The organism is Niastella sp. sgz303648 (genome assembly GCF_059587045.1).
In genome coordinates this window covers 163,572-180,085 of sequence record NZ_JCAPSW010000012.1, presented here as the reverse complement: position 1 = coordinate 180,085, position 16,514 = coordinate 163,572, and the positions used below count along the sequence as shown (strand labels likewise).

The 16,514-nt window shown below is 42.3% G+C and carries 11 protein-coding genes; 3 read left to right on the top strand and 8 right to left on the bottom strand.

Going from position 1 to position 16,514, the window contains the following annotated elements; genetic code table 11:
* Positions 1 to 274: 274 nt before the first annotated feature.
* Complete coding sequence (locus AC59IL_RS28745) at positions 275 to 1,924, top strand: hypothetical protein (protein ID WP_496555680.1); 1,650 nt, start codon at positions 275 to 277, stop codon at positions 1,922 to 1,924.
* Positions 1,925 to 2,648: 724 nt separating this feature from the next.
* Here the strand turns inward: AC59IL_RS28745 and tamL are convergent.
* The 3 genes from tamL to AC59IL_RS28730 form a co-directional block, all read right to left on the bottom strand.
* Positions 2,649 to 4,946, bottom strand: a complete 2,298-nt coding sequence (gene tamL / locus AC59IL_RS28740; protein ID WP_496555679.1) for a translocation and assembly module lipoprotein TamL — start codon at positions 4,944 to 4,946, stop codon at positions 2,649 to 2,651.
* Positions 4,933 to 10,041, bottom strand: coding sequence for a translocation/assembly module TamB domain-containing protein (locus tag AC59IL_RS28735; RefSeq protein WP_496555678.1), 5,109 nt, complete (start codon positions 10,039 to 10,041; stop codon positions 4,933 to 4,935). The genes tamL and AC59IL_RS28735 overlap by 14 nt, the downstream gene beginning before the upstream one ends.
* 210 nt (positions 10,042 to 10,251) lie before the next feature.
* Positions 10,252 to 11,181 (bottom strand): YihY/virulence factor BrkB family protein, encoded by a 930-nt coding sequence (locus tag AC59IL_RS28730; RefSeq protein ID WP_496555677.1) that lies wholly within the window; start codon positions 11,179 to 11,181, stop codon positions 10,252 to 10,254.
* 195 nt (positions 11,182 to 11,376) lie between these two features.
* On the opposite strand from AC59IL_RS28730, the gene AC59IL_RS28725 reads away from it, so the two are divergent.
* A complete protein-coding gene (locus AC59IL_RS28725; RefSeq protein WP_205511687.1) occupies positions 11,377 to 11,523 on the top strand; it encodes a lmo0937 family membrane protein in 147 nt (48 codons plus the stop codon).
* 178 nt (positions 11,524 to 11,701) lie between these two features.
* Here the strand turns inward: AC59IL_RS28725 and AC59IL_RS28720 are convergent, their stop codons facing one another.
* The 3 genes from AC59IL_RS28720 to AC59IL_RS28710 all read right to left on the bottom strand — a co-directional run bounded on the left by AC59IL_RS28720 (position 11,702) and on the right by AC59IL_RS28710 (position 13,393).
* Entirely contained in the window at positions 11,702 to 12,046 is a 345-nt protein-coding gene (locus AC59IL_RS28720; protein ID WP_496555676.1) for a hypothetical protein, read from the bottom strand.
* Positions 12,047 to 12,324: 278 nt separating this feature from the next.
* The gene (locus AC59IL_RS28715) at positions 12,325 to 12,915 is read right to left on the bottom strand and encodes a DUF4142 domain-containing protein (RefSeq protein ID WP_496555675.1); all 591 of its coding nucleotides are present in this window, start codon (positions 12,913 to 12,915) and stop codon (positions 12,325 to 12,327) included.
* 10 nt (positions 12,916 to 12,925) lie between these two features.
* Positions 12,926 to 13,393, bottom strand: a complete 468-nt coding sequence (locus AC59IL_RS28710; protein WP_496555674.1) for a ferritin-like domain-containing protein — start codon at positions 13,391 to 13,393, stop codon at positions 12,926 to 12,928.
* 478 nt (positions 13,394 to 13,871) lie between these two features.
* Here AC59IL_RS28710 and AC59IL_RS28705 point away from each other — a divergent pair, with 478 nt between their 5' ends.
* Positions 13,872 to 14,150: a DUF6496 domain-containing protein gene (locus tag AC59IL_RS28705; RefSeq protein ID WP_496555673.1), complete on the top strand. Its 279-nt coding sequence runs from the start codon at positions 13,872 to 13,874 to the stop codon at positions 14,148 to 14,150.
* Between the two features lie 603 nt (positions 14,151 to 14,753).
* On the opposite strand, the gene AC59IL_RS28700 is transcribed toward AC59IL_RS28705, so the two are convergent.
* Both AC59IL_RS28700 and AC59IL_RS28695 read right to left on the bottom strand, forming a co-directional pair.
* Complete coding sequence (locus tag AC59IL_RS28700; RefSeq protein ID WP_496555672.1) at positions 14,754 to 15,860, bottom strand: DNA topoisomerase IB; 1,107 nt, start codon at positions 15,858 to 15,860, stop codon at positions 14,754 to 14,756.
* 6 nt (positions 15,861 to 15,866) lie between these two features.
* Positions 15,867 to 16,301: a low affinity iron permease family protein gene (locus AC59IL_RS28695; protein ID WP_496555671.1), complete on the bottom strand. Its 435-nt coding sequence runs from the start codon at positions 16,299 to 16,301 to the stop codon at positions 15,867 to 15,869.
* Between the last annotated feature and the right edge of the window lie 213 nt (positions 16,302 to 16,514).

Here is a 16,514-nt window from a genome sequence, read left to right as displayed (position 1 = left end):
GTGGCCATGATAAATATATGTTTGTTGTGCGGCGCAGGGCATGTACTTGACTGGATGAAATATTTCTTTAAGAAAGCAGCCCCGCGCACCCGAGGGGCAAGTCACAAGATATAAAGGGGTGCCTTAAAAACAGTTGTGAAAAATATACCTGCTCGGGTTAAACGATCCTGAAAAAATAACAAACTGAATAAAATTATTTTACATATTCAATATAGCCATTCAATACAGGAACAATTAAACCCCGGAAAGTTGCTCCTTAAAACACCCCGCACAGATGAAAAAATTAATATTCTTATTGTTCCTGGTGCTTACTGTGGCGGCCGGTATTGTTTATTACAAAAACTGGCGTAGCGATTTCCTGCGCAAAAAAGTTCCTCAACTTGTTTTTCTTAAATCAGATAGTTTATACAGGATCACCTACGACACCGTTGATATTGATGAAGTAGAGGGCGAAATAGTTATTAAAAACCTGCAGCTTACCCCCGATACTACGTATAAAAAGTCAGGCGATAATACCCTGCCCCGCGATTTGCTGAAAGTAACGGTGCCCGAAATTCATATCACCGGCGTACAAACCAATAGCGCTGTAATAGATAAAGAAATAATTGCGGCAAAAATTAAGCTTACTAATCCGGTAGTTACCATGTTCAGTAACCGTAACAAAGCGCCCAAAAAAGATGCAACGTCTACCAAAGAGAAAATATATAGGGTGCTACTGCGCGGTCTCGAAAAAATAAACGTCGATACCATTCTCATTACCGATGCCGATTATCATATTTGTTTATGGCCAAAAGGCGATACTTTATTCAGCGGCCGCAAAATTAACGCCCACCTGTACCATCTTACCATAAGCGACAGCACCAGCACCGATACATCGCGCGTGTTGTTTGCCCAAAATGCAGCATTAACGGTTAACAACATACTCATTCGTGGCAGAAATCAACTATATCATTACCGGTTTAATAAGATCAACCTGCAATCAAATGAAAAGCTGTTTACAGTAAACAACATGTCTATTATACCCCTGATGAACGAAGCTGCTTATATGCGGGCCGTGAAATGGCAAACCGACCGGCTCGACTTTGATTTTTACGACGTACAATTCAGGCAGGTAAATGTGCAGGAGTTATTGAATGGAAATCTCATTGCCGGGGAACTATCTGTTGGCCGCGCTTCGTTTAAGGTGTTCAGAGATAAATCGTATCCGGTAAAAAAGCTAAGTAAGGTTGGCCATTACCCTCAACAGGAGTTTTTAAAAATACCGGTTGAAGTGGCTATCAAAAGAGCAGTGTTTCATCAGGGGTATATAGAATATAAAGAAAAGAACCCGCAAACGGCCAGCAGCGGTGTAGTGGTTTTCAGCGATGTGTCGGCAACCCTGCATAATGTTACCAACAGTGCTGCTCATTTGCGTAATAATCAGGTTTGCACTGTACAGTTCAATAGTAGGTTGCTGCAAAAAATTCCGCTATCGGCTACGCTGCAGTTTTATTTGTTGAACAATAACGGTAAGTTTACCGCAACCGGCAATATGGGTGAAACCGATGCCACCATTTTTAACCCGTTAAGCAGGCCCATGGCGCTGGTACTGATCAATGAAGGAATTATAAACCGGTTGGATTTTAATTTAGCCGGTAACGATCTCAATGCCAGTGGTACTATCAAATTGTTGTATGATGATCTGAAAGTGAAACTGCTTAAAATGGGTGATCTCAAAAATACATACGAAACAAAAAAGGTGGCTTCTTTTTTGGCCAATTTCAGTATACTCGATGCCAACCCTACTAAAAACAAACCCGTTCGGGTGGTTACTGTTTCACACCAAAGGAATATTTACGCCTCAATGTTCAATCTGATATGGAAGTCGATTTTTGAAGGCGTGCAAAAAACGGTGGGGCTCGAAGGCAAGCTGCCGGGGAGTTAGTCGTATTTCAGCATTGAAATTCCAAATTTTAAATTATTTATGGTCCATTTCATGTTTGAAATTTCAAAAAACAAAAATGTGATGGCCATAACATTTTACATGATGGCCATCGCAACTTAAGCGATGGTCTGCAACAATATTATTTTGGGGGCATTTAGATTGACTATGGCTATTAAAAATAACAAAATGGCTGTTTTATGCCTGAAAATTCAAAGAAATGAGCACAAGGTAGCCATTTCATTTATTGCCACAGGAACGGCCGGAATTTTGGATGACCATTTCAAACATGAAACGGTCATTTTTTAAATTGAAATTTCAAATTTCAATTTAAAATTTCGAAAAGCAAACATGAAGTGGCTATCACTGGAATTGTTACGGCCACCACAAATTATGTTTTAAGCATTACCGGTTTTGTTGCAGGTGTTACCAATTATACTGTGTGCGTGGTAAAAATGGAGCAGGGCATATATTGAGTTGTTTTGGCTATTACAAAATTATGAATAGCTATAAGTAAACTGGTAAGGGCGCTTGTAGTTAATGCTACTGACCTGGTTGTGTTGTTAACGGGTATCGTGAAGCAGGATGCAGCCATTTTTGTATTAACAACCACGAAAAGCAAATATGTAAAGGTCATTGCTTTTCCTGTTTAATCTATTTCGTAAAGATTGAACGCAGAGGTTCTTCTTACTTCCTACCTCTTATTTCCTGCTTCCGTGACCCCGCATCAGAACGGATACCCAATCGCTAAGTTAAACACCAGGTTCTCCTTCCTCCACTGACTACTGCCAAAATCAACCTTATTTAATACCCAGCGTTCGGCCGAAGGCAACCAGGGTTTGCGAATAGGGAATGCCATGTCGAGCCGCAGTACAAGGAACGTAATATCAAAGCGCAAACCCACACCGGTACCCGCCGCCAGCTCGTTCATGAACTTGCTGGTGAAAAGGGCTCCGGGTTTATCGGGGTTGTCGTTGAATAACCAAACGTTACCTGCATCTACAAAAACGGCACCGTTTATAATACCGGCTATAGGGAACCGAAGCTCGGTATTCATTTCAAGCTTTATATCACCGGGCTGTTCTGTTGGGAAACCAAACTTCTGAGGCGCTTCATAAGTGCCCGGCCCTACACTGCGGCTTCTGAAAGCGCGGATGCTGTTATTACCGCCCGAGAAAAATTGTTTTATATAAGGCAGCTCGCGTGAATTACCATACGGAATACCCACCCCGGCCATAATACGGTTTGCCCAAACGCTTTTTTGGCCCACTTTACGATAGAACCTGAAGTCGGCCTGTAGTTTGGTGTATTGCGAGAACTGCGCCCCGAAAATTTTCGCCGTGTCCTCCTTGCTGATGTTAGCGCCGGTTATCAAACCTGCAATATTACCCGACAGGTCGATGCCGCCACTGAAGTAAAAGCCGTTTACCGGCCGGTTGTTCAAAACATTGGTATAGGTGAATGTATAATCTGAACCGAGTATAAACTGTTTGTCTATGGCTTTTTGTAATGTTTCGTTGTATTTGGCACTGTCGGTATAGGCAGGTGTAACATTAATGGGCTGAATATAATTAATGCTGATCGGGTTCAGCTCGTGTTCTTTTTGAATATTTTCTTTCCAGGTAAAACCATAACTGGTCCTGAACGAGTTCATGGTATACAACTTTTGCCGTTCAAGGATGTCGTACCCTAATTTTATCGTAGTACGCGGAAGAAATCCTCCTTTTGTATTAAAATTAAAGAAGGGTATCAGGAACCGGGGGAACGACAGTGAAGGTTCTAACCCAAACCGGAAAGTATTATATCCCTGGAACTGCCCGCTGTACTGCACTTCAAAACCTGCTGATGCTTTAACTGAAAACAGTTCGCCGCCTCGTAAAGTATTTCGGTTGCGCCAGCTTATCGAAATATTGGAGCCGGTGAGGTTATTTGATTTGGTATCGCCATTCACCTCAATGCGCAATGATTTTTTAGGTAGCGGTGTTAGGTAGTAATACGCATTCAGTAACGACGAATCGTCACGGGGCACAACTTCGAACCGGTTCTTTACAAATTTAAATATGTTCATGTTTATCAACCGGCTGATGCTGGCATTATGATCGGTGCGATTGTACACATCACCGGGATTAAAGGTCATTGACTGCTGAAAAAGTTTGGGCTTATACAACTTCCTTCTGTCTACCACATAGTAGCCTTTAAAGTACGTTGCACCCGCTTTGCTGGTATCCATCTGGCCGGGTTCCAGATTAAATCCGGTATAAATAAATACATCGTTGATGCGGAATACTTTCCGTGCGTCTTCGGGAGTGGTTGGTTTAACGGTTACAAACAGATTAACCTTATTATTGCCAATAGTAGTATCGGCTTTTATCAACAGGTCTTCCGGTCTGAAGAAATAAAAACCATTTTCTTTCAGATGATTGTCAATCCGCTGCCGTTCGGCCGATATCACATCAAGGTCAAATGGCTGCTTAGGTTTTAAAAGCGATTTAGGCATGGTTTCGCGAATGGCTTGCGGCAACACCGTGCTGTCGCCCATAAATTCAACCTTCTGTACGATGTACTGATCGAATGTGCGGGTTGTATAGGTGGCACTGGCCTTTTTGCCTTTTACCGTTGTATCGCCCCGAACGCGTGCATTAAAAAAACCTTTGTTTGCGAGATAACTTTGTAATACCTGTACATTATGATCGAGGTTGAGGTCGCTGAGCAAAACCGGCGGCTGACCGAATTTTTCTTTAAACCATTTCCCGGGAAATCTTTTCGAATGGGCAAAGGCGTTGTAAATATTTAATTTAAATGGTATTCCCAGAAATTTCGAATTGGGTTTTGGCCGTGTAAGCTCTTCCAGCTCGTCGCGCAACGCTTTTTGCTTTTTGTTAGATAGTTTGCTGTCTTTAATAGTAATTTTCGCTCCGGTATACAAAGCATCTCCGGCAGGCAAATTTTTGGTGCTGGAACAGGAAGAAATTATTAGTATACATGCTGCCAGCAAAAAATAGTATGTAGTTCTAACTGTCTTCACTTTTTTCCAATTCCTGGTTTTCGGTTGATTTGAAAGAAGTTTGTGGTGGTTGCGGTTTATTTTGTTGCTGCTCTGCCTCACGCGCCTTTTGGCGTTGTTGCCTTCTTTCTTCCTTTGCTTTTTTACTCAGGAAAAGATTTTTGAATTTATTATAGTCAAGGGTGATAATAAACCCTACCCCGGTTTCAATAACATATCCTTCAATAGCACCTTCGTATTCGTTTTTGCGATAGGCCCTTAATAAATACCGGCGGTCCTGACTCAAACTATAGTCCACTGCCACATTACCTGCTATATTACTGGGGTTGCGATTGGTGTTTTGCGATCCTTCCAGTTCAAAATTGCTGCCTATGGTTACGGTTAACCGGTCGTTCATCAACCGTTTCGAAAGCGCTACGTTTAAATCGGTTCGTGTTTGTGCATTGCCGGTTGAGTAATCTTCAAAAGAGGCTACATCAAAATTAATATCAACACCCTGCACCAGGTCGCTGGCCAGTTTGTTCAATTGCTCGGTGAGTAATTTACTGGCGCTTTGCCGGGCGAAATATTCGGGTGTTAATCCGCCGGCGCTGCTTTCGAATGGATTTTCTCCAACAAACCGGTTCAGTAACAATAATGCGAATACCTGTTTGTTCAACTCTGAAGGTTCCTGCCGCAACTGGGTCAACCGGTAATTGATGGTGGTAGAGGTTCCTTTCGAAATTTCATTGCTTTCTTCGGGCAACTGAATATCAAAAGTTACCTGCGGCTGTAATAATTCGCCTTTTAAAATCAGCAGCACATTAAATGGCAGGCGTTGTAAATAGGCATTGCGGGTGGTGCTTGCTTCATCTTCTACCTGATTTTTTACCAGGTCCATCGGTGCCGCTTTAACGGTATATATGGCAGTAACATCAAGATCGGCTTTGGTGGGTTCACCGTTCCAAACTATTTTACTGCCCTCCTGAATATCGAATTTTCGTTTTAATAAATTATAGCTCAGTTCATAGGAACCACTCTTAATTTCATACGAGCCCGATAGGGTGGTTTTACCGCTGGGGTCAATGCCGCCGGTGAGCAACCCTTCGCCCTGCATGCGTATAAAGTCGCCATTGCCTTCGTCGACTATTAAACTGAATATCGCTTCTTTTTTAATTTCAACATTGGCCGAAATATCCAAACCGGTTATGCCCGAATGATTAAGCGAATCAAAGCCCGCCATGCCTTTCATAAACAGCGTGTCGTTTTCGGGCGCATCCATATCTACAAACTGCACAATGCCTTCGCGTTTTACAACTTCAGGTTCCTGCTGGGGTAGTACTACGGTTATATTTGTTTTATCGGCAATGGTCAGGTTACCGTCTACAACAGGTTTTTCGGCAGTTCCTTTTATTTTCATTCTGCTGCTGAAAATAAGCTGGCCATAATACAACCTGTTTTGTTGTTTGGTGCTGTTCATGGCCTTGAAGTCGTTGGCATTTACAGCAAGGTCAAAACGGTAATTTGCAAAATCGGTGGTGTACACCATGCCGTCGATAACGGCTTTATTTTTGGCCGAATCTTCAATGGTAAAACTATCGAAGCGAATACCCTGGTTGTTTACGGCAATGGTTTCGTCTTCGATATGGAAGTAGCTGTTGAGCATACTCAGGTTAAAGCTCGTTTGTTTAAAATTCAGTCCGCCATTAACATTCAGTTTATTGGCCGAACCCGATACATCGAACTTACCCGTAACATTACCCGATGCATGTGAAATAGCACCCATGGTGGCGCCTTCGATTGAAGCCATATTTAAAGTGTCGAGCAACAATTTAAATTTGAAGTCGTTACCATTAACGGGTTTTAAATAGAAGTCGCCGTTCAAAGTGGCATGATTGCCCCTGCCGGTTAATACAATATCGGCATTGATGATATCGGGTGTAGTGTTCTTTGCTTTTACTGCTATATTACCAACAGTATCGCGTTTGAAATTCAGGTTGCGAACCAGGAGGTCGCCCGAAAACAACGGATTCGTAGTAAGATTATGTAACAGTATTTCTCCATCGAGCGTTCCATCAACCGCCAGTGAGTCAGACGTTACAAAGGCCGCCAGGGTAGATATCTGAAAACTGGTAAAGCTGGCTTCGGCCGGTGCATTCAGCATATTGCCTCTGCTTTTTAAACTGAACTGCTGAAAATTACGGTTCAACATAAAATTGTTGATGCGCAGATCGTTGCTGGTTAAATGAATGGCATTATCGGTCGCTACGCTCCATTGTTCATAATTCAGTATTAAACTATCGGGCTTCAGGCTAATATCGTATGTGCCATATTGTGGCTGCTGCAACAAGGCGGATATGGCGTATTGTAATTTCCCAAGCCTGTCGTGGAATCGTGTTCTGAAATCTATTTTATCATGCGCGGCACTGGCATTGAGCGATAAATTATGTACGGTATTGCTGCCCAATTTTACCTGTTGTATGGTAGCGATGGCTCTTAATGCGCTGTCGCGAACGTTGGCTTCGAACTGCATATTGTCAATGGCAATAGCGTCGGTGACCAGCACCGGCATGGTGGCATTGGCCTGCCAGCCGCTGTCGCTCGAAAAGCGGGCAATAAAACGCAGCGACTGAAACCGCTGCAGGGTGGGAAAGGCAACTTTTAACGCCGGGTTGTCGGTAACAAATAAGGCGATCCTGAAATTATAGGGCGCTGTTTTGTTGGTTTGTTTCGAAGGCATTACGGTAAAGTAGGGTTGTACCACCTGCATCAGCACATCGGCGATTTCGGTAAGCTTGTATTTCCCGGCCAGCCGCGCCCTGGCCACATCGCTGGTGACGGTAATGCGGCTGCTGTCGACTGCATGTTCGGCAAGCACCTGAACCGTATCTAATTGCAGACGGTCTTTATCGGTTACCAGTAATGAATGAACAATATTTACTTTGCCCCGCAGGCTATCGGGATTTACATTCGGCAGGTCGGCTGTTATTTTACCGCGGTATATAACTTCCTGAGTTGTTAAATGCAGTGGCTTTGTTTTGATGCTGTCTACCATTATGTCGGCTTTTACAGCCGGATCTTTTATGGCCAGGTTTACCGAGATGCTGCCGCCCATTCGAATGTTGGGATCGGCAATGCTTACCTGCGCATCGGCCTGCTGGTTTTTCATGGTGCCGTCGAGCTCTATATTCTGATAATTATATTTTTGAAATACCACCGACTGAACGGTGCCTTTTACGGTAGCATCGGCCGTTTGCTGTGTTAATCCTTTACCCTGAACATGCACCGTGGCTGACACTGTTTCGAGATTGGGATTTTTTAAAATAGCGCCGGCCTGTACCTGTTGGGCCTGCACCTGCATATTATAGGCGGCTGCTTTTACATCCTGGTAATTGGCCATAGTGCCGTTCAACACCACATTGCCCGAGGAACTTTGTACCGTAACATTGGTTTGCAGGTTGCGGCCATTACCGCGGGCTGTTCCCGACAGCTTCATCGTTTCGGGAATATTCACCTGCGAGCGAATATCAGCCGGCAAAAACTGCTCTGCATCTTTTTTAGTTGTTTTGATTTCATTGATGTGTACATCGCCATATAATTTATCCATTGATGGAAGCCCTGCAATGGTGCCTGTCATATCGATTTTTGTATTGTTCCATCCTGAAACCTGTAATACCCGTGCTGTAAGATTATCAACACGGCCCGATACATCGGCATTGATTGTAAAAACGGTGGCGGCATTGCTGAAGGCGGGCTGTTGTTTCAGATCGGGAACAAAATATAAAATGTCGCGGTTGGCAATATAACAATCCGGCAATTTCGCCTTTACCTGCAGTGCGCTTATATTTTTCTGAATGCTTTCGATCGAAGGGTAATCGAGGTGTATGGTATGTTTGATGCGTGTGCCCGGTGTTTGAACCAGCAATTCATCGGCATGGGCCATTTTACCGGTATATAAAAACTTACCTTTTAACTGTTGCAGGGTAAACCCACTTTGCTCTTTGAAGGCAGCCTGTTGCACCCGGGCTGCAATGGTGTCTTCATCCATTAAAATATCCTGTGCAGCAAACGTAATGTTATCAGCTTTCAGATGGCCGTAGTCGAGCACCTTCGGTTGACGTGGTTTATTCTGATCATCAAATTGTACAAATGTTTTTTGCACGTTCACATCTTTAACAAGCACATACCAGCTTTGAGCGGCCACTTCTTTTGCTTCGGTTTTTGCTTTTTCGGCTATCAGTTGTTTGGGGGCTGTTTTACCCATTTGTACATTGGTGCTGACCCCAATGAGGCGAATGTTATCAATCACAATACGTCTTTGGTTCAGGTCGGTGGTGTTAATGCGTGTATCAAGACTGGCCAGTTTTGCCTGTGTAAATAAAGCCGATACACTGTTGCGGTAATCGACATCGATATTTTTAAGATGAATATTTTTCAGCATCATGGTTGGCATCGGTGCTACGGCAGTATCATTCACTACAATATCCGAGGCCGTTATCAAAGGTTTGTACTGATATAATCTGGCAGTTAACCCATCGAGCGTAACAGAAGGAATGTCAAATACCTGTTTCTGCGGATCGAACCGGGTAATGTGGCTGTCGAAGTGATGCAGCTGAATGGCCCAGTCGTTGCCCGAAATAGTATCCTTATATAAAAAACGGATATCGTCGAGATACAGGTTATCGAGCCCCATTTTAAGGGCTGCAGTATCGGCAGGGTTGGCGGGCTTTGTATTTTCGGTTACAAATGCATCTATAATAAACTGAAAATTAAACACCGTGTCGGGCAACTGTCGCTTTATTTTGGCAGTCATGCCCTGCAATCGCAGGTCGCCTATCTGCACTTCGTTGTGCAACAGTTTAAACATATTGATACTGGCCTTGATGCGGCCGCCATACAACAGCGTGTCTTTGGTTTTATCTTCAACATATACATTGTCGAGTACAACCGAGGTGGGAAAACCAATGCGCAAACGGCCAATTTCGAAGCGGGTGCCCAGTTTATGCTGCAGCCATGCCTGCACTTTTTTGCGGGCTAAATTTTGTACCGGTGGCGTTTGTACAAGTACTGCTATCAGTAACAGACCTACAAAAAACCACAACAGTATCTTCAGTGTTATTTTACCGGCTTTCTTCACATATTTGGCTTTAGCGTACTGAATTGCTGTTTGTTTTTACCGGTCGAATACCAGCAACCCGGTAAAGCCATAAAGCAATATTTCGTATGTACAAACTAAAATACCTATGCCATATGAATATGAAATAAAGCTGATTGATAATGGTTAGGAAGAATGTAAAGCGATGTGGAAAATTGTCTACAGGCAAATCGCTTAAGAAAAAGATAACTCTTAACTAATGTGCGATTCTCCTACTTCTTTTGCTTCGTGCTTCACGATAAATACAGCGGTTTCTATCGTCTTTATACCATGGCCATGCTGAATAGCATATATTTTAGTAAACTCGGCCCCGAAATACAGGATCAGGGAAGAATAATACACCCATACTAATATTACTATAATTGAACCGGCGGCTCCGTAGGCTAATCCTACATTCGATTTGCCGATGTATAAACTGATCAAAAATTTTCCGCCCATAAATAACAGGGCAGTGAATGCGGCGCCTATCATTGCATCTTTCCATTTTATAATGGCATCGGGCAGCACTTTAAATATAATGGCAAACAAACAGGTAATAACGGCAAACATGATCACTATGTTTAAAATATAAAAGGTTATGAGGGTAACGCTTTTAAAATATATCTGTAACCGTTCGCTCATCAATTCAAGCAGGGCGTTAATAATTAATGACACCAGTAAAATAAAACCACAGCTTATTACCAGCGAAAAAGATATAAGCCTGTTGGTGATAAATTTCAACCATCCCTTTTTGGGCTTGGCGCGTATTGACCATATGTAATTGATAGATCCCTGAATTTCGGTAAATACACCGGTGGCGCCCAGGATCATTAATGCAACGCCAATAATGGCAGCAATTATAGTTTGCTGGTTGTGCTGACTATTGGCAATAATGTTTTGTATTTGCAGCGCCGCCGCGCTGCCGATCAATGCTTTTATCTGGTTGTATAATTTACCTTCCACTGCTTCGCGACCCAGAAAAATTCCTGCAAAAGAAATTATGATGATCAGGGTGGGCCCTAAGGCAAAGATGGTGTAATACGAAAGGGAAGCACTGAGTTTTATGCAATTGTCGTTTAAAAACTCATTTACTGATTGCTTAAAGATTTTCCAGGTGTTTGCCATTATTCTGAATATGATCATAACCATACCATATAAGCAAAAACAATGTTCCCCTATAAAAATAATGATATAGCACCTGAAAGTAAGGTTTAGTGAGCAATTAATTCTACAAAAAGCCGAACGTAGTAAATCAATCCTGTTGACTACTTACCAGGAACCACCTGGCAGTATATTTTTATTGTATAAGCATATTATGAAACCTTAAAATTGTGGACTATGAGAAGTATACTTTATCTGATAGCGGTGATTTTAGTAATTGGCTGGTTACTGGGTTTCTTTGTTTATAGTGCAGGTGGTTTGATACATGTTTTGATTGTATTGGCAGTTATTTCTTTGATCCTTGGCTTAATGCGTAGTACATAGTTTTTCCTTCATATAGTAAGTTTCAATCAAAACCGGGGCTACAGAAGCATATTCTGTAGCCTTTTTGCATAACCCCGGCCCCTCTCCTGAAGGAAAGGGGTGTGGTGTGAGGGCATAAAAAAAATCCCGCCTTATGTAGCGCGGGATTTAAAGTGATATTAAATTTAACCGGAAGCGTTTAGTTGACCACCTGCTTTTCATCATTCGATTCTACATCGAGAATGAATTTATATACCAACGGATCTGCCAGTCGTCCACAACCATCTATTAACGTGCCTTTCACCCCATCGTTTGTTTCAATTACATATAAAACCGCACTGTCGTCGGGATCAGAAAAACCTTCGAACCTGAAAGAGGTAATCACTCTTACTTCAGCGGGAACATATAATTTGCGGGTTGTTGATGATTCAAGTCCTTCGCGTGTAGCCTTAAAATCTTCCTTGTAGCCATCGTCTACCACCTTGCTCAAACACGAAACCATGCTCCTTATGTATGGGGTAGACCTGTTATAATCTGTTTTCATAGCCCTTTTTTAAATATTTCTTTAATAAAAAATTTTTGCCACTGTTTTTTACGGCCTTTTTCATCAGATAGTGTATAATTTTCCCCATTTGCATGAAAAATAAAATATATATGAAAGATGGTGGGGTACTCTCAACAGTAAGCTTCCGCGGAAAAACCGGTGCCAGATAGAATAAAAACTGAATTAGATAAAAGGCGGCCTGAGGCAACACGGTTAATAAACAAACAGGCCAGTAATTGCTTACCGGCCTGTGTTTCTGCTCTACAGTACTAAAGCCACTATCTTAAAGTATATTTTAATTGCATCAGCTTATCGCGATGCACCCTGATCTTTGGTAAGGCATCATTGATCCAGGCTCGCAGGCCCGGGTCGGTGGCCGTGGTAGCGCCGTCTTCCATAGCGGCGATCATTGCTTCGTGTTTGTTCAGCATTTCGGTACACCATTTTTTATCAAAGGCGCCGGGCTTACCATTGGCCAGTTCCATAGCCTGATGTTTATCCGTTGCCGTTGCCGAATCGGGCGTGCTGATATTGCGGTTAGCCGAAATTTGTTTTAATTGTTTCATCAGCAACATATGATCTGCCTGCAGCGAAGCGGCTAAGTTTTTAATAGTTTTATTCCCGGATTTTTGTTTGGCCACTTTGGCCATTTCAATTTCCGAATAGCCCAACACTGCCAGGTTTACTACCAGCTGTGCATTCTTTTGAGCGTCATTTGAAATAAACTTATCGTCGTTGTTTTCTTCGGCTACATTTTTACTTTCTGTGGCTATAGGTTTTTGGTTTTCATTGTTGCTGCCACAGGAAGTAATGCATGCATTACTTCCTGCCAGCAACCCAACAAATACTATATATAGCGTGTGTTTCATTGATACGCGGTTATTTCACTACTTCATGAAGGTCACGGTACTTTTTAACCATATCATGCGAGGTTTTCAGGGATGCTTTCTGACTGGCTATCAACTGTCTTATTTCAGTTGGTAAGTACGAATCAGATGCCAGTGCATCTTCATAGGCACGTTGTGCAGCGTCTTCGCCATATTCGCACGAAGCCAGTAATGCATGACGGTCTTTTCCGGTAAACATGTCTTTTATGTTCATCCATGCCCGGTAAATTTTACCGGCAGCTGTAGTGCCTGTTGCCGGTTCGCCACCTAACCTGGCCACTTCGGCGGTTAATTCGGTAGCATATTGACGGCTTTCTTCGGCCATGCGGTTAAATATGGCGCGCAGATCAACATCAACAATTTTTGAATCTTCGGATGCTCTTGTATACCCTGCAGTACGATCGTTATTAATTCTTATAAGATCGTTCAATACTTCAATAACATTTTCATTTTGTGCCATATCATTAGATTTTTGAATTAGAAATAATCAGGTAAAACGGTAAACTGTAAGCGCTATATCAATGCGTTGCAGTCCCCATTTACCTGCGAAAGCGATGCATCGTAATAAGTAAGCGCGTATATAAACTAATTAAAAAATTGTTCCTCCGTTGTATTACAGCGATTTATAGGAGGCACCTGATTTTTAGTGTGGAAGCGGTTCTACAGTTGACCTTTCAAATGAGCACAATGTGCAATTAGAATTTTTTATGTTTCCCGTTTTATTGCAGAGGGATGCATGCAGCGCAATATATATTTATTACAGCTGTGATTTTGTTCACCGACATTGTTTTTATCAATAGAAAGTTGAGTGTTGTACTGTTAACTGCCAGCCATCAAACTTATAACTTAACAGAGAATACTGTAAACAGTATGGATATGAATAAAAGTTTAACTGGCATGGTATTTTGCGCCAGTAATGAAAATAAAAATTAATCATCATGGCCAGATATTCGAAGAAATCACAGAAAACAGTGGAAAGTGCCATGCGGCGTAAAAAGAAAGGTACGTTGCGAAGTGGCAGAAGTGGTAAAAAAGTTACCAGCCGTAAACAGGCAATTGCAATAGGATTATCAGAAGCGCGTGAAAAAGGGGCAAAGGTTCCTGCGCCCCCAAAGAAGAGCGCTAAAAAAACGGCTTCAAAAAGAAGCGGGGCTAAAAAAACAGCTTCGAAAAGAACAACGCGTAAAAGGGCAACACGTAAAACCGCAAGCCGGTAGTAAAGTCCGAAAGTCTGCAAGACCGAAAGTCCGAAAGTCGGAAAGTCGGAAAAAAACAATTCCGGTTAAGATGGAATTATGTTTTGTTTCAGGCAGTACACGTTTAAGTAAGTACCGATTAAGAAGTACCAGGAAATTGCAACACGCCCGCGTATTCAGTAAATATTGATTAAGCGTGGTAATCCCGGTTTGTTGGAATTTTGGCTGATTAGAAGAAGCACCAGGCAAAAAGTTGGAAGAACGTTTACTCACGCTGTAAACCTTCTTCCAACTTTCTTTCTTTTCAGAGGCGCCTGCTACACCCTGGGCCAACGCCTGGCTGCATACGATAACGGAGCCCGGCGAAGTAAGACCGCAGGCTTTATTTCATTCCGCCTTCCGATCTTAGTTAAAATAAAAAACCCGATGTAGAAACATCGGGAGTCCTTGGTTAAGGCCTGATTTGTAGCGTAAGTTTATAATTAGGTACTAATGTTAATTTTAAAAAACCGGCTTGTCTCTCGTACACTTTCTTCCCTTTATTACCGGTTTCGTATATATATTTTATAAAAACTATGCCTAAAATTTTAAACGGGAGTAAATTGGATGTGTAGAAAAAAACACTCAATTTGTTCCGTTTTGATTGCTGGTTTTGTGGAATGACTGTAGAATTTTCATTAAAATCTGCTCTTCGCTGGTTAATCCGGTACGATCATCGGGTTCTTCCAGATTATCCAGGTTACTTAGATATTTATTCAGGTTATTTTGCTCATATAATTCAATCAATCCCGGGTGTACATAATATTTTTTACATACCGTTCGGGTATTCCCAAGCTTTAGGCTTACTTCGTCTAATGCCGACACCAGGTTTTTTTTGTTTTCAGATACCGTAACTGCTTCGCCTATGGAGCGCAACGAACGCAGCAGGTTAAGCGATCCGGCCCAGGTTCTGAAATCTTTTGAAGTAAAATCGGTACCTGTTGTTTCTTTTATATAATTATTGATCATACCCGAATCAACGGTGTGTGCATTACCCTCGTCATCGTAGTATTGAAATAATTCTTTCCCCGGAATTTCGCGGCAGTTTTTCACAATGCGGGCAAACCGTTTGTTTTTAAGGGTTATATTATGGGTGATGCCCTTTTTGCCTTTAAAAGAAAAACGGATCTTATCGCCGCTGATGGCAACGTGTTTATCTTTTAACGTGGTAAGTCCGTGCGACCCGTTTTGTTTTTCATAGCCTTCGTTCCCGATGCGTATATACGTACGTTCCATTAAACCAATAATGGTGGCTATTACTTTGGTAGCCGAAAGTTCTTTTTGGGCCAGGTCGTTCTCGAGCCGCGCGCGCAGTGACGGAAGCGCTTTGCCAAATTCATACAACCGGTGAAATTTTGTTTCATTGCGTAAAACTGTCCATAAGGGATGATATCGGTACTGTTTGCGTTTACGCATATCCAGCCCGGTTGCCTGTATATGTCCATTTGGCAAAGGGCATATCCATACGGAAGACCAGGAGGGCGGTATGGCCAGGCTGCGTATCCTTTTTATTGCTGACTTTGTACGTAGGGGCTTACCCTGGTACACATACATATAACCGCGGCCTTTTTTATAGCGCAAAATGCCGGGCCCGCTGTCGTTCACATATACCAGATCCGCCACCGTGGCTGCCTTTGCGTAATCGCGGTATATTTTCAAAAATTCTCTATGCGATAGTTTAGCTACCTGCATACGACATTACCCCCTGATGCGGTCTTTTTTCATTTTATGAATATTTTCAGCTTCACTCAACGAATGAGTGGTGTTTACATCGATTTCCTTTTCGGCCAGATCGGCCAGCCGTATATAAAACCTTTTGATCTTTTTCAGGTCTTCTTCCGAAAGTTCTTCGATATCTATCAGCTGGTTACTGGCCTTTTCATTACTGGCAATCAGTTCGTTTAATTTCAGCTGTATGGCAGTAGTGTCTTTGTTTTGCGAATGCTGAATAATGAATACCATTAAAAAAGTAATGATGGTGGTGCCTGTATTAATTACCAGTTGCCAGGTATCTGAAAACTTAAATATCGGTCCTGTTATTCCCCAGATAATAATTACTGTTAAGGCTGTTATAAAAGCTATTGGCGACCCTGTGGCTTTGGTTGTTTTATTCGCCATTTTTTGAAACAGCATAGAAAGCCTGCGCTTGTTTTTTATTGCTTGTGCTCGGTCTTGCATACTTTAGTGTTTTGTTGGCAGTGAGAGTATAGAAAACAAAATAGCTTACGCGGCTCACAAAGAAGCGTGCACGTTAAGCTTACCAAATAAGGGATGGGCTGTGAAAAAGCAATAAAAAAAAGTCAGGCCAGGAATGGCCCGACACCAGTAGACCTTAAAAAACCCCTA

Bases quoted from the DNA above. Each gene is read 5' to 3' on its own strand.
- AC59IL_RS28745 (WP_496555680.1), top strand. From the start codon at position 275: ATGAAAAAATTAATATTCTTATTGTTCCTGGTGCTTACTGTGGCGGCC.
- AC59IL_RS28695 (WP_496555671.1), bottom strand. From the start codon at position 16,301: ATGCTGTTTCAAAAAATGGCGAATAAAACAACCAAAGCCACAGGGTCG.
- AC59IL_RS28705 (WP_496555673.1), top strand. From the start codon at position 13,872: ATGGCCAGATATTCGAAGAAATCACAGAAAACAGTGGAAAGTGCCATG.
- AC59IL_RS28730 (WP_496555677.1), bottom strand. From the start codon at position 11,181: ATGATCATATTCAGAATAATGGCAAACACCTGGAAAATCTTTAAGCAA.
- AC59IL_RS28725 (WP_205511687.1), top strand. From the start codon at position 11,377: ATGAGAAGTATACTTTATCTGATAGCGGTGATTTTAGTAATTGGCTGG.
- AC59IL_RS28700 (WP_496555672.1), bottom strand. From the start codon at position 15,860: ATGCAGGTAGCTAAACTATCGCATAGAGAATTTTTGAAAATATACCGC.
- AC59IL_RS28710 (WP_496555674.1), bottom strand. From the start codon at position 13,393: ATGGCACAAAATGAAAATGTTATTGAAGTATTGAACGATCTTATAAGA.
- AC59IL_RS28720 (WP_496555676.1), bottom strand. From the start codon at position 12,046: ATGAAAACAGATTATAACAGGTCTACCCCATACATAAGGAGCATGGTT.
- AC59IL_RS28715 (WP_496555675.1), bottom strand. From the start codon at position 12,915: ATGAAACACACGCTATATATAGTATTTGTTGGGTTGCTGGCAGGAAGT.